Here is a 20,239-nt window from a genome sequence, read left to right as displayed (position 1 = left end):
AGCCGCAAGCAGAAATTTGAGAAAAGATGAGATTTCGGGGAACTTTTCGGCAAGATGCTGAAATGGCGTGCTAATTTTCCGCATCTAACGCGCCGGAGTTAGCCTCCCCTGCCCTATCTTAGCCGACAGCTTCAACGCGGGCCCATGAAACGACCGCGATTCACGGGATCACAGGGCAAAATCGGCGACTCGCAGCACAGGTCCTACCCCTCCCCTGCATCCCCCTCCGCCCGACTGAGCGGAAGCGGCTCTTTGAAGGTGAGCGTGCGGTAGGGGAAAGGAATCTCCAGTCCTGCCTCGTCCAGCGCCCGTTTCACCGCGGTCACCACCTCATCCCGAGAGCGGCGCTGCTCGACCGGGGCTGAGCCTGTCCACCAAGTGACCTCGAAATTGATGGAGGACTCCCCGAACTCTTGGGCGAAGACCTGAATCGGATGCTCCCCCTGCTCTACCGTCTCGCAGCGCGCGACCGCTTCGGAGATCACCGCCCGCGCTTCACCCAGATCGACATCATAGGCCACTCCGCAGATCACGGTTTGCCTACGGTGCGTTTGATCCGTGCGCACATAGACGGGGTTCTTAAAGAGCATCGCATTGGGCACGATCACCAGCTGCCCGTCCGTCTGGCGGATATGGCTCTCTCTAATGGCGATATGGGTGACCTTGCCCTCGATCCCCTCGCATTCGATATGATCCCCCATGCGCATTTCCCGGCGAAAGAGGATGATGATCCCGGCGAGGAAATTCTCAAAGACGTCCTTGAAAGCGAAGCCGATGGCGACCGACCCAATGCCGAGCCCCGCCAGAATGCTGGCAGGCGTGAGCCCGGGAAAGACGATCACGGCCGCGATCATGATGCCGAAGACCCAGATGAGGATAGACGTCAAAAGGGTAAAGAGGTCCTGAAGGCTCGGGCGCAGCTTGGTCTTGGACAGGGTTTTGCCGACCAGCGACCGGCCAAGCGCGGCAATGGCCCAGGTTAATATCAATACGAGGGTTGCGACAGCGATCTGCGGCAAGAGTGCGATTGTATCTCGCGCCATCTCCATGATCTGGCGCCACATGATCCTGACTGGCTCCACCCTGCCCCTCCTCTGGCTTTCTGGTAGATTGCCGCAAAACCCATGCTGCGGCGAGTGTTAATTGCGCCCCGCTCAACGCGCCACCACTGGCCGTGTGACGATCGGAGGCTAGCTTAGGGCAAGGTTTAATCAGTTTGGAAAGGAGCCCGGCGCACCCGGCGTGACACTATGGACATCATTCGCATCATCATCGCTATCCTACTGCCCCCTCTTGGGGTGTTCTTGCAGGAAGGTCTGGGAAAGCACTTCTGGATTAACATTCTCCTGACCTTGCTGGGTTACCTGCCCGGGATCGTCCATGCGCTCTATATCATCATCAAAAGGTGAGAGCGCGGGCAGCAGCCCGAATAGAAAAAGCGCGCCTCCGAGAAGAGGCGCGCTTTTGCAATCAATCAGATAGTTTGTCCTTGGCGTCGCCGACACCCTTTTGCACTTTGCCCTCGGCCTGATCGGCCTGACCTTCGTGCTTCAGGTCTTCGTTGCCTGTGGCATCGCCGGCTTCTTCTTTCAGCTTGCCACCGATGTCTTTCGCCTTGCCTTTAGCTTGGTCGTCATTTGCCATGGTTGCTCTCCTCTATCTAGGTAGAGGAACAACGTTGGGCAGGAGGCGCGGGTTCCGTTATGAGGGAAATCACGCGCGTTGGGCAGCGAGGGTTACGGTCTGTCTGTTTTGGTAAAAATGGTGCCCGGGGGCGGAATCGAACCACCGACACGAGGATTTTCAATCCACTGCTCTACCCCTGAGCTACCCGGGCACGGGTCACCTCTTTCAAGGTCGGGTGAGCGGGTTCTAGGACCTGTGGCGCGGGGTGTCCAGCCCCATTTTGCCCTGAAACCTACTTCTTTTCAAAAAACGCAAATTTTCCTGTGTTAATGGGGCTTTGCGGGACGGTCTTGTGCCGCTTCGGCGGCGTCGATGGCGGCTTCCACGTCTTCGGGGTCGCGCGAGGGGATGGCGTAGCTGCCCTTGAACCAGCGGCCCAGATCGATGTCGGCGCAGCGGCGCGAGCAGAAGGGGCGATGCGCCTTGACGGTTTCGGATTTGCAGATCGGGCAGCTCATTGGCCTGCCCCTGCCAGCACCTCCGCCAGCACCGGGCGGGCGCGTTTGCGTTGCAGCTCATAATGGCCGAGAGGCGTCCAGCCGACCAGCGTCGTATCCACATCGTCGGCGCGGAAAGCGGCGCGCAGGGCGCTTTCAAACGTCCGGCGGTCCTTCTTGGGCATGGGCGCGAGGTCGAGCGTGATCTGCCCACCCAGCCCGCGCAGACGCAGGGCGCGTGGCAGCGCTTTGGCGCAGGCCATATTGGCCTTCACCCCGGCGGCGAGGGAGGCATCGTTGCCGGTGTTCACATCGACCGCAACCAGCGCGCGTGTCGGCTCCACAAAGATCGACGCGCCGCCGCCGAGCGGCACCTGCGCCGAGGCCACGCGGTCGAGTTCTTCCAGAACGCCGTGGTCATCAAAGCCGCCGGCCTCGGTCACCACCTCGGCGGGCGCGGTCCAGTCGCGCCAAGCGAGCAGATGCGGACCATCGCCTTCGCTCAGCACCTCCATCTGTTGCGCGTCATCATTGGCCACGGTATCCGCCAAGCTGAGCATATTGGCGATATCCTCGGCAATATCCTCGGCATCGGCACCGGCGCAGGAGGACCGCAGGATCAGGCCCAGATCGGCCCCGCCCGCCACCTCATGGGCGATCTCCAGCAGCCGGTCGCGTTCTTCCTCGTCTTTGATCGAGCGCGAGATGTTCAGCCCCGGCGCACCCGGCGTCACGATGGCATAGCGCGACTTGAAGAGCAGCTTATTGGTCACCGGGATCGCCTTGCCCGGCTCGGCATGGCCCGAAACCTGCACGAGAATCGTCTGACCGGGAGCCAGCCCCTTGATCTGACGCAGAAACGCCGCGCCATCGGGGGTCTTGAGGAACATGCCCCCCTGCCCCTTGACCGGACGATCCGCAATCGCACGATAAACGGTGCCGACGCGCGGCCCGTCACTGTCGATCAGAAAATCATCCAGCTTGCCGTCCACCATCAGGGCGGCGGCTTCGATATCACCGAGATGGTCGAGAATAATCGTACGGCCCTTCATGGCGTCCTTCCGTCAAATGGGTAGCCTGCCGCTTGCAGCAGGTTCGCAGCCTCGGCCAATGGCAGGCCGACGATTGCAGTGAATGACCCGCTGATCCAAGGGATCAACGCGCCCGCGGGGCCCTGAATGCCATAGCCACCCGCCTTGCCGCGCCAATCGCCGGTGGCGAGGTAGCGGCGAATCTCGGGCTCGGACAGGGATTTCATCTTCACGCTGCTTTGCACATCGCGCTGCCACAGCTTTTCGCCACGTTTGACGGCGACGGCGGTGACCACTTTATGACGACGGCCAGACATCAGCCGCAAAAAGGCTTCGGCCTCGGCCTCATCCTCGGGCTTGCCGAGGATGCGCCGGCCAAGCGCCACGGTGGTATCAGCGCAAAGCACGATATCCTCCGCGCCCGCGTGCACCGCCGCCACTTTCTCGCGCGCCATTCGGGCGCAATAGGGTCGCGGCAGTTCTGCCTTATGGGGGGTCTCGTCGATGTCGGGGGCGCGAATGGCATCGGGGGTCACGCCGATCTGGGCCAAAAGCTCCAACCGGCGCGGCGATCCTGATCCAAGGATGAATTGCATCTTATGGGCCTCTTTGCCTGAGGCCGGCGGCCCGGTCGGGGCCGCGCACGGCCCCGCCTGCGCCGCGCAACGCGCGAACGCGGTGCCGCTTACTTGAAGCGATAGTTGATCCGACCCTTGGTCAAATCATAGGGTGTCATTTCCACCTGAACCTTGTCGCCAGCCAGAACACGGATGCGGTTTTTCCGCATCTTGCCTGCCGTATGCGCGATGATCTCATGGCCGTTTTCCAGCTCGACCCGAAACGTCGCGTTAGGCAGGAGTTCCTTCACGACACCGGGAAATTCGAGCGTATCTTCCTTGGCCATGGTCTCTCCTTGAGCACAAAACCCTCCAAAACGAGGGCGCAGGCTTAAATGGGCGCATTTTCGCGCTTTTTCAAGGGGGATTCAGCGCAAAGCGACGTTTATCGCCTTTCCGTCGCGGCCAATCTGGTCTTGCCAGTCCCTTCGGTTAAGCACGATGCCATCCGCGCGCACCTCGGCGACCTGCGCCAAATCGGCGTCGGCCACGGTCCAGCCGGGGGCGTTGACCTCGCGCACGCCCAAAATCCCCGTGGGCGGGAAGCCGCGATCCGGGGGGCAGAAAATCCCGCCCGCGCCATAGGATTGCCCCAAAGCCTCGGACCAATCGGCCTTGCCTACGACCGAGGACATGGCGGTGATACACTGATTCTCAAGCGCCCGCGCCATGGAGCCGATGCGCACGCGCCAATAGCCCGCGAGCGTTTCGGTGACACTGGGCACGCAGATCACGTCACATTCCGCCAACGCACGGCCCAGCAGGGGAAACTCGCTGTCATAGCAGATGAGAACCCCGATCTTGCCAATGGCCGTGTCAAAGACCTGAAGCGCATTGCCCCCGATCACGCCCCATTCCTCGCGCTCGAAACGGGTCATGATCTGCTTGTCCTGCACGCCGATCTGCCCCGTGGGCGTGATCAGCCGGGCACGGTTCACCGGGCGGCTCTCAGTCGCTGCGGGGCCTGAGCCGGCCACGATATGCACGTTATGCTCGGCGGCGAGTTTCACATGCAGCCGGTCCGCCTCCTCAAGCTTGTCCGACACCGAAAAGAGCGACCGTTCCAAATCGCCCGCCACCTCGGCCCCGTCGAGCGTCGCCAGTTCCATCGCCGCATATTCAGGAAAAACCAGCAGTTCCGCCCCCTGCACCGCCGCCTCGGCGACCCAATGGGCCAGCTTGTCTTCGTACTGCGCCCATGATGTCAAAACATCGAGCGGATAGGCGGCTGTGGCGATTTTCATTCAAAAGGCTCCTCGTTTTCGCACAGTCTGCGCAGCTTTACCGGTGGCTTCAAGATGGGCGGGGTCGCTTTCATGGAACCGCCCGAGAGGCTGCCGCTTGCTTGGGCAAAGGCTTGACCTGACCCGCCCATGGTCTCACAAGATCCGAAAGAGATGGGACCATATGCTGAACAAGGGCATCACCCTGCGGGGCATCGAAGTGTTTGAGGCGCTGGCGCGAAGCGGATCGGTGGCGCAGGCGGCCGAGGCTACGGGGCTCAGCCAGCCCGCCGTCAGCCAGCAGATGCGCAACCTCGAAGCCGCCATCGGCGCGGAACTGGTCGACCATACCCGCCGCCCCATGCGATTGACCCCAGCTGGGCAGATGTTCCTGCGCCGGGCCGAACAGGCGCTCAGCGAATTGCGCCAAGCGCAGAGCGAAGTCACGGTGATGGATTTGGCCCATCTGGAGGCGCTGAACCTCGGCGTGATCGACGATTTCGATGATGACCTGACCCCGCGCCTTGCCACGATCCTTGGCGACAGCCTGACCGGATGCCGCTTTCGGATGATCACCGCAGGCAGTAATGAATTGGCTGGGGCGCTGCGCGACAAGAGCCTGCATATGGCACTCTCGGCGCAGATCGACGGGCCGATGGCGGGGGTTCTGGAATACCCGCTGGCCCGCGATCCGTTTATCCTCGTTACCCCCGCGGGCACCTCTGCCGATCCCGACGCCCTGCTGCGCGGCGCCACCGATCTGCCCTTCCTGCGCTATGCCGCCGATCAGTTGATCGCGCGGCAGATCGAGGCGCATCTTGCATCAGAGAGACACAACCTGCCCGCCCGTTTCGAGATTGGCAGCCATCTGGCCCTGATGGCCATGGTGGCCCGCGGCATCGGCTGGGCGATGACCACGCCCTTGGGATACATGCGCGCCGCCCGTTTTCACGACCGCCTCGCCGCGCACCCCCTGCCTGCGGCGGCACAGGCCCAACCGCCTGCGCGCACCATCTCTCTCTTCGCGGGTGCGGAATGGTCCGGCCCCGTGCCGCGCGACATTGCTCAGACCCTGCGACAGTTGATGCAGACCCATATGATCGCCCCTGCCATCGCGCAATTGCCCTGGCTGGCCGACGGCTTTCACCTGCTTGAAGACATGGACCCTATCGGAGAATAATGCCCCATGACCAAGATCGTGATCCTCACCGGCGCGGGTATTTCTGCCGAAAGCGGGCTTGAGACCTTCCGCGCCTCAGATGGCCTCTGGGCGCAGCACCGGGTCGAAGACGTGGCGACGCCCGAAGGTTTCGCCCGCAATCCCAAACTGGTGGTCGACTTCTACAACGCCCGCCGCGCGCAGGCCGCCGAAGTGGCCCCCAACGCCGCGCACCGCGCCCTCGCCCGGCTGGAGGCCGAGTTGGACGGCGAGGTGGTGGTGATCACCCAAAACGTCGACGATCTGCACGAACAGGGCGGCTCGCGGCAGGTCATGCATATGCATGGCGCGCTCAAAGGCGCGCTCTGCGCCGCTTGCGATCACCGCTGGCCCGCGCCCATGGTCATGGCGCCGGGCGATCCCTGCCCCGCCTGCGGTGCCCCCGCCGCGCGGCCCGATATCGTTTGGTTCGGTGAGATGCCCTATGAGATGGACGCGCTTTTCGATCATCTGGCCGAAGCGGATATCTTTGCCGCCATCGGCACCTCGGGCAATGTCTACCCCGCTGCCGGTTTCGTCGCCGAGGCCCGCCGCGCCGGGGCGCATACGATAGAATTCAATCTCGAACGCTCCGCCGTGGGCAATCAGTTCGCCGAACATCGCATCGGGCCCGCCAGCCAGACAGTGCCGGAATGGGTGGCCGAAGTGCTTGAGGCGCGCCGCTAACCACCGGCGCGCCACGGGCCATCAGCGCGGTTCGCTGCGCAACCCTTTGTAGATCGTGTAACACATCACCAGCATCAGGATCGCAAAAGGCACCCCCGTCGCGGTGACCCCGGCCTGCAGCGCCGACAGCCCGCCGCCGATCAGCAGGACGATGGCGATCAACCCTTCGACGATGCACCAGAAGATACGCTGTGGCACCGGGGCATCAATCTTGCCACCCGCCGTGATCGTATCGACAACCAGCGAGCCCGAATCCGAGGAGGTGACGAAAAACACCAGCGCCAGAAGGATCGCGATGGTCGAGGCGATCTTGGTAAAGGGAAGCTCATTCAGCATTCCGAACAGCGATAGTTCTGGCGAATAGCTGTCGATCACATTGGCTTTGACCAGCGAGGTCTCGGGGCTGGCAAGGATCTGATCGATCGCGATGCCGCCAAAGACGCCCATCCAGATGAAGATGATCAGCGACGGGATCAGCAACACGCAAATGATGAACTCCCGCACCGTGCGCCCGCGCGAGACGCGCGCGATGAACATGCCCACGAAAGGCGCCCAAGAGACCCACCACGCCCAATAGAACGCGGTCCAGCCTTCGCGGTAGGAATCATCCTCCCGACCGAATGGATTGGAGAGCGGGATGATCTCTTGCGTATAGGCCAAAAGACCGGTCCAGAACCCGTCCAGCCCCACCAGCGTCGGGCCGACGAAAAGCACGAAGAGGAAGAACAGGACGGCTACGATCATATTCACCTCGGACAGGATCTTCACCCCGCCGTCCAGCCCGCGCCAGACCGACACCAGCGCCACGGCGGTCACCAAGAGAATGATGATCACCTGCACATTGGTCGAAATCTCGAGCCCGAAGGCGAAGTTGAACCCCGCATTGGCCTGCTGCGCGCCAAGGCCAAGCGATGTCGCGAGACCAAAGAGCGTCGCGAAAACCGCCAGAATATCAATGATATGCCCCGGCCAGCCCCAGACCCGATCCCCCAGCAGGGGGTAGAAGCACGACCGGATCGAAAAGGGCAGCCCCTTGTTATAGGTGAAGAGCGCCAAGGCCAGCGCCATGATCGCATAGACCGCCCAACCGTGCAGCCCCCAGTGATAAAAGGTCGCCGCAAGACCCATGGCACGGGCGGCCTCCACATTCTCGGGGATGATCGACCCATCCTCGGCAATCGGCAGGGGCACCCCCAGCGGGCCGGAGACGTTCATATGGTACACCGGCTCGAGCACGCCAAAGAACAACAGGCCAATCCCCATGCCCGCGGCAAAAAGCATGGCGAACCACGCCAGATAGGAATATTCCGGCACGGCCTCTTGCCCGCCGAGCCTGACCTTTGAAATCGGCATGAAAATCAGCGCGATGCAGAACAGAACGAAGATGTTCACGATGATCATGAACAGCCAATCCAGCTTGGTCGTGGCAAAATCGCGAACCGCGAGGAAGAGCACACCGGCCTGATCCGGGAAGAGCATGGTCAGCAGCACAAAGGCCACCGCCGTCAGGCCCGAGACCATGAAGACCGGGTTGTGAATGTCAAAACCCAACGGGCCGAGGGAACCGTCGATATTGTCTTGGCCGACCTCGAAATCAGTCTCAATCTCATTCGTATCGGGTGGCGTAGTGGAACTGGACGTGCCGGGTGTGGGGTCGGTCATGGAGTCTCCGATCTTGATGCACTGTCTGAACCCCGCTCGGCAGGTAGCACGGCCAGAACAACAATTGTCGGAAGATCAATTAGCGCGCCTTTCCAAGGTTTCCCGAATAAATACATGCCCCTGCGCAAGAAAATTACCCCGAGCCGCCACGGCCCTAGCCCCTGATAGGCAGGAAACCCTAACAAATTCCTAAGCCCGAAACGAAAAAGGCCCCGATCCTTTCGGATCGAGGCCCCAATCTCTATGCGGTAAGCCTTAGCTCAGCACATCGGCAGTCGCGCTGGATTTCGCGATGGCCTTTTTGATTTTCAACGCGTTGTCGGACAGTTCAACGTCTTTGGCTTTTGCCAGGAACTTGTCCAGACCACCACGGTGGTCAACGCTGCGCAGGGCTGCGGCAGAAATGCGCAGCTTGAACGCGCGGCCCAGTGCTTCGGACTGCAACGACACGTCGTTGAGATTCGGCAGGAACCGACGGCGTGTACGGTTGTTGGCGTGGCTTACGTTGTTGCCCGTCATCGGGCCTTTTCCGGTCAATTCGCAACGGCGCGACATGGGTTCATCCTTTTGCTGTTGTGTCTTTCCAGCGATCCGGAAACACACATAACGTGGGGGCCGCGCAGAGCCGACCCTGAATTGGTTCGCTGGCTTTAAGGGGAATCGCGGTAGCCGTCAACCCGATGCGCGGGACTTGGCCATATTTCCTGCACCCGCCGCCGATCGCGTCAAGCATAGCCGCCCCGCCCTGCCCCCGCTACGCTGGTTTTTGCCATCGGGGCCAGGGTTTCCTTTGCATCCCCCCGGCGGATTTGCGATGCAGACGCATGACCATACAGATGCGCGCCCTCTTCGTTCACCTTTTCACTGCCACCGGAGCAGTGCTGGCGATGCTCGCCATGCTCGCCGCCGTGGAAGAGAAATGGGACCTCATGTTTCTATGGCTGGTGATCGCCTTTTTCGTCGATGGCATCGACGGGCCGCTGGCGCGCAAATATGACGTGAAGACCAACGCGCCCGAGTTCGATGGCGTCTTGATGGATCTGATCATCGATTATCTGACTTACGTCTTCATCCCGGCCTTCGCGCTCTTTACCTCGGGGCTGATGGATGGCTGGAGCGGCTGGGCGATGATCATTATCATCACCTTCGCCAGTGTCATGTATTTCTCTGACACGCGGATGAAAACAAAGGATAATTCCTTTAAAGGTTTCCCCGGCTGCTGGAACATGCTGGTGCTGGTGCTCTTTGCCTTGCAGCCCCAATGGTGGGTCAGCCTAATCGTGGTCACCATCCTTGCCGCGGCGATGTTTCTGCCGATCAAATTCGTCCACCCCGTCCGAACCGAGCGTTGGCGTCCCGTGACGCTGCCCATGGCGCTTGCTTGGACCTTCTTTGCGGGCTGGTCCGCTTGGGTGAACTTCCACCCCGAAAGCTGGGCGCATTGGGGTCTGGTGATCACCTCTGTCTACCTGATCTGCGCCGGCGCCGCGCAGCAGCTGATCCCGTCGGGCGACGAGTGAACCCGCCTTAGTCCCTCAAATCAACAGCCCCGCCGCGCCTTCATGGCGCAGCAGGGCGACCTTGGTCTCGACCCCGCCCGCGCCGCTGAAACCGGTGAGCCCCTTGGCGCCCATGACGCGGTGACAGGGGATGAGGATCGGGATCGGATTGCCGCCACAGGCCCCACCCACGGCCTGCGCTGGCGCGCCGAGGTCACGGGCGATCTCGCCGTAGGTGCGGGTGTGGCCGAAGGGAATGGCCGCGATGGCGGCGCAGACCGCGCGCTGGAAATCGCTGCCGGTGACGCGCAGCGGCAGGTCAAAGTGCTGACGCTGACCTGTGGCGTATTCGTCAATCTGCCTCAAAGCGGTGCCGAGCAGCTCCGAGCGGTCTTGCCCCGCCGCCTGCCCCCAGCCGAGCGCCGTGATCGAACCGTCTTCTTCGGTGACGATCAGATCGCCGAAGGGCGTGGAGAGGGAAGCTTGTTTCATCACTCTACTCTGCGCCAGAAATCACGCCTGCGAAAGAGTGCTGAGGGCATCGCGCTCCCTGGGGGCGATACGCCCTATCTGGCGGGTGTGGACTTGCAAGAGACGCTAAAGGTGCGAATTGCGCAAACGCTGCAAAATCGCCCTCCGGGGGGAGGGAGGGCGATGCCCGTGGTTCCCACGGGCGGGGCATAGGGGACCTGACAAACGAAAACGAGCGCCGGTTTCCCGACGCCCGTTTGATCACTCACTGAAAACGCCTCAGGCTTCCGCCAATGCCTCACGCACCGCCTCATCACAGCGCCCGCAGACTCCGGGATATTCATGCGTGCCGACATCCGGCAACACCTTCCAGCAGCGCTCGCATTTCGCGCCCTCGGCCTTTTCAAACACCACAGCCACGCCATCGGTCTCCGGCATGCGGAAAGCCTCGGCAGGTGCCGGATCGCCGGTCACGGTGATGTCGGAGGTGATGCTGACATCCTCGAAGGACACGCTCTCCAACGCCTCGCGCTGCGCCGCGTCGTCGACATGTACCACGGGGGCCGCCTCGAGCGACGCGCCGATCACCTTCTCGGTCCGCTGCACTTCGAGCGCTGCGGTCACCACCCGGCGCGCGGCGCGGACCTTGGCCCATTTCGCCGCCAGTTCCGGGTTCAACCATGCTTCGGGCGTCTCGGGCATGTCGACCAGATGCACCGAGGAGTCGTCGCCCGGGAAGCGTTCCAGCCAGACTTCTTCCATGGTGAAGACCAGCACCGGGGCCAGCCATGTGGTCAGACGGTGGAAGAGGATATCCAGCACTGTCCGCGCGGCGCGGCGGCGCAGGGTGTCGCCATCGCAGTAAAGCGCATCCTTGCGGATATCGAAGTAGAAGGCCGAGAGATCGATTGTGGCAAAGGTGAAGACCGCTTGGAACACGCCTTGGAAGTCGAAACGCGCAAAACCGTCGCGCACCACCTTGTCGAGTTCCGCCACCCGGTGCAGCACCCACTGCTCAAGTTCCGGCATCTCCGCCGGGTCCACGCGGTCCGCCTCGGAGAAGTCACTCAGCGCGCCCAGCATGTAGCGCATGGTGTTGCGCAAGCGACGATAGCTGTCGGCGACGCCCTTGAGGATCTCATCCCCGATGCGCTGGTCGGCGGTGTAATCGGTCTGCGCCACCCAGAGCCGCAGGATATCGGCGCCATACTGCTGCACGATCTTTTCGGGCACGATGGTGTTGCCGATGGACTTGGACATCTTCATGCCCTTGGCGTCCAGCGTGAAGCCATGGGTCACGACGTTGCGATAGGGCGCGCGGCCCGTGGTGCCGACGGATTGCAGCAGCGAGGAATGGAACCAGCCGCGGTGCTGGTCGGTGCCCTCCATGTAGACATCGGCGATGCCATCCTCGGTGCCGTCCTCGCGGTCGCGCAGGGTGAAGGCATGGGTCGAGCCGCTGTCGAACCAGACGTCGAGGATGTCGGTCACCTGATCGAACTCCGCCGGGTCGACGATGCCCGAAAGGAACCGCTCCTTGGCGCCTTCGGCATACCAGGCATCCGCGCCTTCGGCCTCGAAAGCCTCGACGATGCGCTGGTTCACCGCGTCGTTGCGCAGTAGGAAGTTCTCGTCCGTGGGCGCCACGCCCTTGCGCACGAAGCAGGTCAGCGGCACGCCCCAGGCGCGCTGGCGGCTCAGCACCCAATCGGGCCGCGCCTCCATCATCGAATGCAGACGGTTGCGCCCAGATTTCGGCACCCAGTTGACCTTGTCGATGCAAGTGAGCGCACGCTCGCGGATGGTCTTGCCGTTCTGGTCCAGACCGTCGCCCACTTTCTTGTCGATGGCGGCGAACCACTGCGGCGTGTTGCGGTAGATCACCGGCGCTTTAGAGCGCCAGCTGTGCGGGTAGCTGTGCTTGATCTTGCCGCGCGCCAGCAGGCCGCCGACCTCCACGAGCTTGTCGATGATGGCGCTGTTGGCGTTGCCCTCCTTGCCGTTGGGCTTGAGGATCGCCTTGCCGCCGAAGAAGGGCAGATCGTCGCGGAAGCGGCCGTCTTCCATGACGTTATAGGTGATGACCTGCGGCAGCATGCCGAGATCACGGTAGAGCTCGTATTCTTCCAGACCGTGGGAGGGCGCGCAATGCACGAAGCCGGTGCCCTCGTCCGAGGTGACGAAATCGGCGGCACGGAAATCGCGCAGATCGTCCCATTCGCCATTCGCGCCCTCGGCCCCCGCGAAGGGGTGCTGGAGCGAGACCTTGGCCAGCTCGTCATTGCTCACGCCGCGCACCCGGCGCCACATGCCATCTTCCAGCCGCGCCCGGCCCAGCACGTCGGCGGCCAGATCATCGGCCAGAAGGTAGCGGTCGCCGACATTGGCCCAGCATTCCTCGGGCGTGCCCGTGACCTCGTAAAGGCCGTAGGAGATGCCCTCGCCGTAGACCACGGCCTTGTTCGAGGGCATGGTCCAAGGCGTGGTGGTCCAGATTACCACCTTGGCGCCGTCCAACTCGCTGTCGGTGCCCACGACGTTGAACTTCACCCAGACGGTGAAGCTTTCCTTGTCGTGATACTCGACCTCGGCCTCGGCCAGCGCGGTCTTCTCGACCGGCGACCACATCACGGGCTTGGAGCCTTGGTAGAGCGTGCCGTTCATCAGGAACTTCATGAATTCCTCGGCGATCACCCGCTCGGCATGAAAGTCCATGGTCAGATAGGGGTTTTCCCAATTGCCGGTGATGCCGAGGCGCTTGAACTCCTCGCGTTGCACGTCGACCCATTTGGCGGCGAAGTCGCGGCATTCGGCGCGGAACTCGTTGATCGGCACCTGATCCTTGTCGCGGCCCTTCTTGCGGTACTGCTCTTCGATCTTCCACTCGATCGGCAGGCCGTGGCAGTCCCAACCGGGGATGTAGCGCGCGTCATAGCCCATCATCTGGTGGGAGCGCACGATCATGTCCTTGATCGTCTTGTTCAGCGCGTGGCCGATGTGCAGGTTACCGTTGGCATAAGGCGGGCCGTCATGCAGGGTGAAAGGCTCCCGCCCCTCTTTCTCGCGCAGGCGGTCATAGACGCCGATCTTTTCCCAACGCTCCAGCCAGCCGGGCTCGCGCTTGGGCAATCCGGCGCGCATCGGGAAATCGGTTTTGGGCAGGTTCAGCGTGGCTTTGTAGTCGGGGGTCTCGGCGCACATGGGGGGCGTCCTTTAGGCATTTGGGGGGTTATTCAATCTCGGTCGGTGCGAATGGCTCAAGCACCTCGGCCCGGCGTCTCAACTGCTTAGAGCGCCGGGAATATAATTCGAATAATGATCGCGGTGAGGCGTGTCATGGGCCCGCTTATAAACAGCCCCCCCTGCCCCGACAAGCCCCGGAAGACGCGCGACAATCGGGCTGAAAACACCGCCAGAGTCGCCGCCCGCCGGACTTAACATTTTTTATGATCCCCGGCCTTCGCTTGAATTTTTCGGCGAAAACAGCATCATAAGGTATTCGACAAAGCTTTATTTCCGCGGGCTCCGTTTTAGGGAACCCGCGACAATTCTAATGGGCAGAAAGACCTGCGTGTGACCATCAAAGACACCTTTTATCACGATATGGCCGTAAAACCGTCGGGCATGGTCGACCATCTGAGCGGCGCGCAATGGGCCAAACTTGCCCCGCTGATGACCCATCACAAGCGTTTCACGCCCGGAACCGTGATCAGCCGCAGGGGTGATTTTCTGGATCACAGCCTGTTGCTGCTCGATGGGTTGATCGCCCGCAGCGTGCCGCGCGGACAGCGTGCCCGCAGCACCTTCGTCGCCCTCCAATTCCCCGGTGAGTTTGTCGATCTGCACGCCTTCCCGCTGAAGCAACTCGACCATGATGTGATATCGCTGACCGATACCCATGTCGCCATCATCTCGCATGAGCCGCTGCGCGAGTTGCTCAATGGCGATGTCGAGATGGCCCGGAAACTCTGGCTGATGACCTTGGTCGATGCCTCCATCCACCGCCATTGGGTGATGCGCAACAGCGCCATGCGCGCGCTGGCGCGGGTGGCGAATTTCCTGAGCGAATTCGATGCCCGCATGACCGCCGCCTATGGGATGGAGCGTCAGAGCCTGCCCTTCAGCCTGCGCCAGACCGATATCGCCGATGCCACCGGCCTCACCTCGGTCCATGTCAGCCGCACCCTGCGTGAGCTGCGCGAACATGGCTGCTGCGCCGTGACGGGCGGCAAACTGCTGATCCACGACCGCGCGGGGCTGCATAAAGTCGGCCAGTTCGAGCCTGCCTACCTCTATATGCCCCAAGCCGAAGCGGCGTTTTAGCCCGCCTTTGCCAGAGGCTGCGGCGCACCTTCCACCTCCAAAGCAATCGCCGGATAGGTTCTACGCGGCAGCGCGACATCCCTCTGCGCCCGGGCCGCGTAATAGAGCCGTTCGAACTTCGTCACCATCGCCTGCGCATCAAAGAGCCGTGCCACACGGGCGCGGGGCACATCGGCGGGGATATCACGCGCCTGTAGCAGGGCCTGCGCCAAGGCATCCGCGCTATCCTCAGCCGCGATGACACCCGCCTCGCCAAGCACCTCCTCAACTGCGCCATGCGGGGTCGCGGCAACGGGCAAGCCCGTCGCCATCGCCTCCACCGCGGCAAGGCCAAAGGGTTCCTCCCACTGTGGGGTGAAGAGCCCCACCGAGGCCCGCCCATAGGCCGCCCCAAGCGCCGCCGTTTCCAGATGCCCAACATAGGCCACATCGCCATAAAGATGCGGTCTTAGCATATCGTTAAAGTAATCCTGATGCTCGACGACGCCGTAGATGCGCAGGGGCACCCCTGCGATCTGCGCCGCCTCTGCCGCCAGATGGGTGCCCTTAGTCGGCGTGATCCGCCCAGCCCAGACGGCACTGCCATCCCCCGGCCCGCCTTGCGGCCATTCGTCAAGGTCAATCCCGTTGTGCACCACATGCGCCGTGTCGGGCGCGCCCTCGGGCCACCAGATGCCGCGTTGCCGGGCCGAGACGACGGAGGACAGATGCCAAGGCGCCGCCCCATCCATCAGCGCGCCGCGCAACACTTTGAAGGGCGGGATGTGCAGCGAGGTCACCATCGGCAGCCGCTCCGCCCGCGACAGGCGCGGCAGGAAGCGGTGCAGCGCGTTGTTGTGCACCACGTCAAAGCCACCTTCCAGCAAGAGCCGCGCGGCGCGGGCATAGCAGGCGTCGAGGTGGTCGTTCAGCGCATCGGTGCCGTGAAAGTCATGCCAAGGATAGCGCGCATCATAATGCGCGTCACAGATGGGCAGCAGCTTCACCCCCGGCGGCAGGCTCGCAGCACTGTCCCCGCTGGCCAATAGGGTCACCTCATGGCCGCGTTCGGCCAAGATCCGGGCAAGACCGTGGGTAAAAGCCTCCATCCCGCCCTTGAAGGGGGCGGCGATGGGGTGGCGAATATGGCCGACGATGGCGATGCGCAGGGTCATTCCGCCGCGATCCGCTCTTCGCCGCGCAGATAGCGCAGCACCCGCGCGGTATTGGCGTAAGGCTGGTCCGACTGCTGCTCGCAAAGCGCGAAGTCATCCGCATCCGGTTCACGCAGCTGCACCAATGCATCGCCATCCGTCCCCACCAGCCCCATCAGGCGAAAGGCGGTGAGCCAGTGGTTCATGGTGCGATGGCCCCATTTATCGGCGAAAATCTCGGTATTGCGCAGGATCGAGGGGATGTGGTGGATCGGCGGCATGCAATGCGGGTGATGCTGGTGAAAGACCTTCGCGCCCTTCGCCCAGTGGATCGGCACGCCGCGCTCGTCCAACTCTCGGCCAAAGTCCGTATCCTCGCCCCCATAGCCGGTGTATCGCTCGTCAAAGCCGCCGGAGCGGTCCCAATCTTCGCGGTGGATCGCAAAGTTGAGCGACCAGAAACAGCGGTAATCGTTGCAGCGTTTCAGCCCTTCGGCGGGCGGCCCCTGACGGTCGGAATGGCGCACGGCAACGGCCTCCAACTTCGGATAGCTCCAACCTTCGGTGGCCGTGCCTGCGGGGAGGTAGTTGACCTCGCCCATGATCAGCCCGTTGCCCGGCACCGCATAGTCCATATAGTCGGCGATCAGCTCCGGCGCCGGAATGCAATCCACGTCGAGAAAGACCAGACAGTCGCCTTTGGCCTCTGCCGCGACGGTATTGCGCGCGCGTGAGAGGGGCAATTCGCTGCCCGTCACCTGAACCTGCCGGATCGGGAAATCGGTCTGCGGCAGGTCGTCGTAAAGCGTGTCCTGCATGACCCCGATCACCAGCTCATCCGGCTGCCGGGTCTGTCGGGTCAGGCCAAGGATCACATTGCGCAGATGCGCCGCCCGCCCCCGCGCGAGCGTCAGCGCGCTAACTGTGGTATTCTCAGGCACGGATGGGGTGAACGACGTCATGTATGTCTCCGGTATCTTTGGGTGTTTCTAATAGCAGCTGGTCGGTCAGGCCGATCAGCCAATTGGCCGTCTCTCTGGCGGCATCCTCGTTGACCAAGGCCCGTTGCAGGGCGGGGTCATGGGCATCGAAGGTGTCTTGAATCGCGCGGCGCCATGTCGCGGCGGAAGACGGGAAATGCGGCAGGTGATGCGCCGCCCCCGCCCGCGCCAGCGCTTCGGCCTTTTCGACCTGTTCGTCGAAATAGCGCCACTCCGGCACGGCGAGCCACGGTGTCTCTGCCGCGAGGATCTGGTGGCAGGTGGTGTTCCCGGTCGAGGCCACGACCATATTTGCCGCCGCCAGATAATCCGCCGCGTTATCGATCCAGCCGTGATGGCGCAGGTTGGCAGGCTCGGTGGCATGCCAATCGCGTGCCATGCGCCCGATGGTGATGAAAGCCGTCTCGGGCATTGCCCGCGCCGCGATGCCGAAGGGGGCGGAGGCGAAACCCGTGCCGCCCCCGCCCGACATGACCAGCACCATGCGCTGCTCTGGCCCGACGCCAAGCCTCTCGCGCAACCTGTCCCGCCGCGCGGGATCGGGGCGTTTCACATCGACGCCCAAGCCCCCGGCGAAATGCGTCTTGGCCATATGCCGCGCAGGCCAGTCCGGCTGCGCCAGCGCCTTGGCGGCGGGACAAAGCAACCCGACCGCCCCGTCATAGGCCGCCTGATGCCCCGGATCGCCGCGCTGACCGTGTTGCAGCACCTTCACATGCGGCACCGAACAGATCCGCGCAAGCTGCGCCACCTCAGCCGAGACATCACTGATCATCAGCACCGGATTGGCGCTGGCAAACCAAGCGGCGAGTTGGGCCATGGCCTGCCGGATGCCGGGCCAGCCAAGCGGCGCGCAATGCACCGTATCCGGCGCGCTGGTGGTGTCGTTGATGTCCTCGGCCCCCGTCGCCTCGAATAGCGATGGCAGGGTGATGACTTCCACCGCCCGGGTGAAGGCGGGGAAAATGTCCGGTTTCGCGCAGAAGACGGTCACCGGCTGGCTCTCGGGCAGCGCGTTGACGACCGCCGCGCAGCGCTCCGCATGGCCGCGGCCCTGATGGTGGACGAAGTAACCGATGGGCCGCGTCATTGCGCCACCATCTTCACCGGCGGTTCCATCGCGTTGAGGGCGAAGCCAAAGGTTTCCAGCCCCTCCAAGACCCCAGCCGCATGGGCCGCGCGGGCGTGGTAGAGCCGTCTGCCGCTTAGGCGTTCGCGCAGCCCGTCCATCGCATTGCCCACCAAGATGCCCCGGCCCGGACCATCCTCCACCGCCTGCAACATGTCGAAATCATTGCCACTGTCCCCAGCCACGACAACCCGGTCCATCGGCATGCCCAACCGCCGCGCGGCGGCACAGACGGCAGGCCCCTTGCCCGCCGCCAAGGGCAGAACATCGATCAGCCGCCCATGCGAGGCCACGATCTGCGCCGCAGCACCGCGCCGCGCCAGATGCCGCTCCAACCGGCGCGCGGTGCGCATGTCGCCGAAACCACTGAGCTTCCACCGCCGCTGCTCGATTGGCGCTTGCCAGTTAAAGCCGAAGTCCTTCAGCGCCCGCTCCACCCCGGCCCGGTCCCATCCGGCATCAAGCTTTTGGGCAAAACGCTCATCGAGACACAGCCGCCCTTCGGCATCGGGCAGATAGACCTCGGTCCCAACAGAGGTGATAAAGACGCGCGGGCTGGGCAGGTTCCAATCGCGCAGGATACGGCGGGCCTCCGGCAGGCTGCGCCCCGTGGCCACTGCAAAAAGCGGGCGGTCGCGGGCGATCCATGCGTTGAACAGGGCTGCGGAAGGTGCACAGCCCGTCAGCGTGTTGTCGATATCGCTGGCCAGCAGGACAGGCGCAGGCGTCGTCACGGGCTCGGCGTGGCGGATATCTTCGCAGATGTGCTGCACCTCTTCGGCCCATTTCGACCAGTCGTAGCGCCCGACATGGGCGCGCCCGGCCTCAGATGCCTCGGCCCAGAACGCGCGATCGTCCAACAGCTTCAACAGCGCCGCCTCGATGGCCGCGCCATCGCAGGGCGGCACACAGAGCCCATGACCGAGGTCCGCCACGATATCGGCAGGCCCGCCTTCCCGCGTCGCTACGACCGGCAGGCCATGCGATGCCGCTTCCAACATGGTCAGGCCAAAGGGTTCATGCAGTGCGAGGTTAACAAAAACCCCACCGGTCTGCGCCGCGCGGTCGTAGAGGGCCGCCACATCGCCCTGCGTATGGCTCTGCGGCAGCGCCACTTTGCCGCGCAGTTCCGGCACTTCTAACGTCTCCCGCAGGCGGATCAGCTCCGCGCGGGCCTCTGCATTCGCCTGTAGCGCATCGCCATGCTGGCCGGCGAGGATCACAAGGTTCGCCCGCGCCTGCAAAGCGGGGCTTTGCGCATAGACCCGCGCCAAGGTCGCAAGGTTCTTGCGGGCCACGGGGCGCGCCACGGCGAGCAGCGTCGGGCGGTCGGGGTCACTCAACTGATCGGCCAAAAGCGCACGGCCCGCCCCCGCCTCAGCCGGGCGGCGCAGCGATACGCCCGGAGAGACGCGGTGCACCCGCGCTTGCGCATCCGCCCCATAGGCTGCGACCTGCACCTCGGCCTCATCGCGCGAGGAAAGCACCACCGCATCGGCCTCCAACAGCGCGCGGCGCTCCGCCGCCACGCGCGCTGCATCCACCTCCGCCCCCGATTTGCTTAAGGCCAGCGAATGGGGGGTATAGATCACCGGAATGCCGAACCGCGACCGCGCCGCCAGCGCCAATTGCGCCGCATCGGCGAAATGCGCGTGTATCACATCCGGCAGCCGTTTGGCCTGCGCCAGATCCTCAAGAAACGCGTCCACCAATGCGGGGATTTCCGCGGTGAGGTTTTCCTTGCTCAGATACCCCCGCTCCGCCGTCCAGAGCCGCCGGATCGACAGGCTGCGGCTGACCTGCTGCTCGGTCTGGGCATGCACAGCGCCAAGGCTTGGTTCATCGAAAGCACGGGTCACGATCTGCACCGCATCCACATCGCCCCGCGCCGCCTGCGCGCGGGCCGCCCCCAAGATATAGGCGATGTGACCGCCGGTATCTTCGGTCACGCCATAGTTGACAGACGGCGCCGTGAGGCAGCCCCCGAGGGCAATGTGGCAAATGAACATGAATGGGTCTCCTTATGGAGGGGTGACCCCTCTCATGCCCCATCCGTTCCGATAACAAATGTTAATGCATACATTTCTGGACAGCGGGCATGGCTGCACTAGCTGCCTGCAATTAAACCCAGATATCTTTCAG

General features: G+C 63.2%; 20 protein-coding genes and 1 tRNA gene. 5 read left to right on the top strand and 16 right to left on the bottom strand.

The genetic code is table 11. The annotated features are described in order from the left end of the window. Positions 1 to 203 precede the first annotated feature (203 nt). Complete coding sequence (locus tag ACGYLI_RS15690; RefSeq protein WP_394419827.1) at positions 204 to 1,064, bottom strand: mechanosensitive ion channel family protein; 861 nt, start codon at positions 1,062 to 1,064, stop codon at positions 204 to 206. Between the two features lie 186 nt (positions 1,065 to 1,250). Between ACGYLI_RS15690 and ACGYLI_RS15685 the strand changes: the two genes are divergently transcribed. After that, positions 1,251 to 1,409, top strand: a complete 159-nt coding sequence (locus ACGYLI_RS15685) for a YqaE/Pmp3 family membrane protein (protein ID WP_082852043.1) — start codon at positions 1,251 to 1,253, stop codon at positions 1,407 to 1,409. A 61-nt stretch (positions 1,410 to 1,470) separates the two neighbouring features. On the opposite strand, the gene ACGYLI_RS15680 is transcribed toward ACGYLI_RS15685, so the two are convergent. From ACGYLI_RS15680 to ACGYLI_RS15650, 7 genes are all read right to left on the bottom strand, one after another. Then, a complete protein-coding gene (locus ACGYLI_RS15680; protein WP_082852044.1) occupies positions 1,471 to 1,644 on the bottom strand; it encodes a CsbD family protein in 174 nt (57 codons plus the stop codon). 118 nt (positions 1,645 to 1,762) lie between these two features. Beyond that, a tRNA-Phe gene (locus ACGYLI_RS15675) sits at positions 1,763 to 1,837 on the bottom strand. 115 nt (positions 1,838 to 1,952) lie between these two features. Beyond that, positions 1,953 to 2,144 (bottom strand): DNA gyrase inhibitor YacG, encoded by a 192-nt coding sequence (locus tag ACGYLI_RS15670; protein ID WP_394419826.1) that lies wholly within the window; start codon positions 2,142 to 2,144, stop codon positions 1,953 to 1,955. Continuing rightward, positions 2,141 to 3,175: a ribonuclease E/G gene (locus ACGYLI_RS15665; protein WP_394419825.1), complete on the bottom strand. Its 1,035-nt coding sequence runs from the start codon at positions 3,173 to 3,175 to the stop codon at positions 2,141 to 2,143. The genes ACGYLI_RS15670 and ACGYLI_RS15665 overlap by 4 nt, the downstream gene beginning before the upstream one ends. Continuing rightward, positions 3,172 to 3,750 (bottom strand): Maf family protein, encoded by a 579-nt coding sequence (locus ACGYLI_RS15660; protein ID WP_394419824.1) that lies wholly within the window; start codon positions 3,748 to 3,750, stop codon positions 3,172 to 3,174. Before ACGYLI_RS15660 ends, ACGYLI_RS15665 begins: the two co-directional genes overlap by 4 nt. A gap of 89 nt (positions 3,751 to 3,839) precedes the next feature. Further along, positions 3,840 to 4,058 carry a translation initiation factor IF-1 gene (gene infA, locus ACGYLI_RS15655; RefSeq protein ID WP_005978431.1) on the bottom strand — a complete coding sequence of 73 codons (219 nt, stop codon included), beginning with the start codon at positions 4,056 to 4,058 and terminating at the stop codon, positions 3,840 to 3,842. A gap of 81 nt (positions 4,059 to 4,139) precedes the next feature. Continuing rightward, a complete protein-coding gene (locus tag ACGYLI_RS15650) occupies positions 4,140 to 5,015 on the bottom strand; it encodes a carbon-nitrogen hydrolase family protein (RefSeq protein WP_394419823.1) in 876 nt (291 codons plus the stop codon). 163 nt (positions 5,016 to 5,178) lie between these two features. Between ACGYLI_RS15650 and ACGYLI_RS15645 the strand changes: the two genes are divergently transcribed. Next, positions 5,179 to 6,174, top strand: coding sequence for a LysR family transcriptional regulator (locus ACGYLI_RS15645; protein WP_394411182.1), 996 nt, complete (start codon positions 5,179 to 5,181; stop codon positions 6,172 to 6,174). Between the two features lie 6 nt (positions 6,175 to 6,180). Further along, positions 6,181 to 6,879 (top strand): NAD-dependent deacylase, encoded by a 699-nt coding sequence (locus ACGYLI_RS15640; protein ID WP_394419822.1) that lies wholly within the window; start codon positions 6,181 to 6,183, stop codon positions 6,877 to 6,879. 21 nt (positions 6,880 to 6,900) lie between these two features. Here ACGYLI_RS15640 and ACGYLI_RS15635 read toward each other — a convergent pair whose 3' ends face one another. After that, on the bottom strand, positions 6,901 to 8,541 hold the full coding sequence (locus tag ACGYLI_RS15635; protein WP_394419821.1) for a BCCT family transporter: 1,641 nt from the start codon (positions 8,539 to 8,541) through the stop codon (positions 6,901 to 6,903). Between the two features lie 255 nt (positions 8,542 to 8,796). Further along, positions 8,797 to 9,096 (bottom strand): 50S ribosomal protein L28, encoded by a 300-nt coding sequence (rpmB, locus tag ACGYLI_RS15630; protein ID WP_067268014.1) that lies wholly within the window; start codon positions 9,094 to 9,096, stop codon positions 8,797 to 8,799. A 269-nt stretch (positions 9,097 to 9,365) separates the two neighbouring features. On the opposite strand from rpmB, the gene ACGYLI_RS15625 reads away from it, so the two are divergent. Next, positions 9,366 to 10,061: a CDP-alcohol phosphatidyltransferase family protein gene (locus tag ACGYLI_RS15625; RefSeq protein WP_394419820.1), complete on the top strand. Its 696-nt coding sequence runs from the start codon at positions 9,366 to 9,368 to the stop codon at positions 10,059 to 10,061. Positions 10,062 to 10,076: 15 nt separating this feature from the next. Here the strand turns inward: ACGYLI_RS15625 and ACGYLI_RS15620 are convergent, their stop codons facing one another. After that, positions 10,077 to 10,532 carry a methylated-DNA--[protein]-cysteine S-methyltransferase gene (locus ACGYLI_RS15620; protein ID WP_394419819.1) on the bottom strand — a complete coding sequence of 152 codons (456 nt, stop codon included), beginning with the start codon at positions 10,530 to 10,532 and terminating at the stop codon, positions 10,077 to 10,079. A 258-nt stretch (positions 10,533 to 10,790) separates the two neighbouring features. After that, the gene (ileS, locus tag ACGYLI_RS15615; RefSeq protein ID WP_394419818.1) at positions 10,791 to 13,712 is read right to left on the bottom strand and encodes an isoleucine--tRNA ligase; all 2,922 of its coding nucleotides are present in this window, start codon (positions 13,710 to 13,712) and stop codon (positions 10,791 to 10,793) included. 372 nt (positions 13,713 to 14,084) lie between these two features. Between ileS and ACGYLI_RS15610 the strand changes: the two genes are divergently transcribed. Next, complete coding sequence (locus ACGYLI_RS15610; RefSeq protein ID WP_394419817.1) at positions 14,085 to 14,834, top strand: Crp/Fnr family transcriptional regulator; 750 nt, start codon at positions 14,085 to 14,087, stop codon at positions 14,832 to 14,834. Here the strand turns inward: ACGYLI_RS15610 and ACGYLI_RS15605 are convergent. From ACGYLI_RS15605 to ACGYLI_RS15590, 4 genes are read right to left on the bottom strand one after another with little or no spacing between them, the layout of a single operon-like run. After that, a complete protein-coding gene (locus tag ACGYLI_RS15605) occupies positions 14,831 to 15,988 on the bottom strand; it encodes a glycosyltransferase (RefSeq protein ID WP_394419816.1) in 1,158 nt (385 codons plus the stop codon). The genes ACGYLI_RS15610 and ACGYLI_RS15605 overlap by 4 nt on opposite strands. After that, positions 15,985 to 16,929 (bottom strand): glycosyltransferase family 2 protein, encoded by a 945-nt coding sequence (locus ACGYLI_RS15600; RefSeq protein ID WP_394419815.1) that lies wholly within the window; start codon positions 16,927 to 16,929, stop codon positions 15,985 to 15,987. The genes ACGYLI_RS15605 and ACGYLI_RS15600 overlap by 4 nt, the downstream gene beginning before the upstream one ends. After that, complete coding sequence (locus ACGYLI_RS15595) at positions 16,901 to 18,058, bottom strand: glycosyltransferase (RefSeq protein WP_394419814.1); 1,158 nt, start codon at positions 18,056 to 18,058, stop codon at positions 16,901 to 16,903. The genes ACGYLI_RS15600 and ACGYLI_RS15595 overlap by 29 nt, the downstream gene beginning before the upstream one ends. After that, entirely contained in the window at positions 18,055 to 20,106 is a 2,052-nt protein-coding gene (locus tag ACGYLI_RS15590) for an HAD-IIB family hydrolase (protein ID WP_394419813.1), read from the bottom strand. Before ACGYLI_RS15590 ends, ACGYLI_RS15595 begins: the two co-directional genes overlap by 4 nt. Positions 20,107 to 20,239 lie beyond the last annotated feature (133 nt).

This window comes from Sulfitobacter sp. 1A13421, from assembly GCF_043557285.1.
Taxonomy (GTDB): domain Bacteria; phylum Pseudomonadota; class Alphaproteobacteria; order Rhodobacterales; family Rhodobacteraceae; genus Sulfitobacter; species Sulfitobacter faviae.
This window is presented reverse-complemented; position numbering and strand designations above follow the sequence as displayed.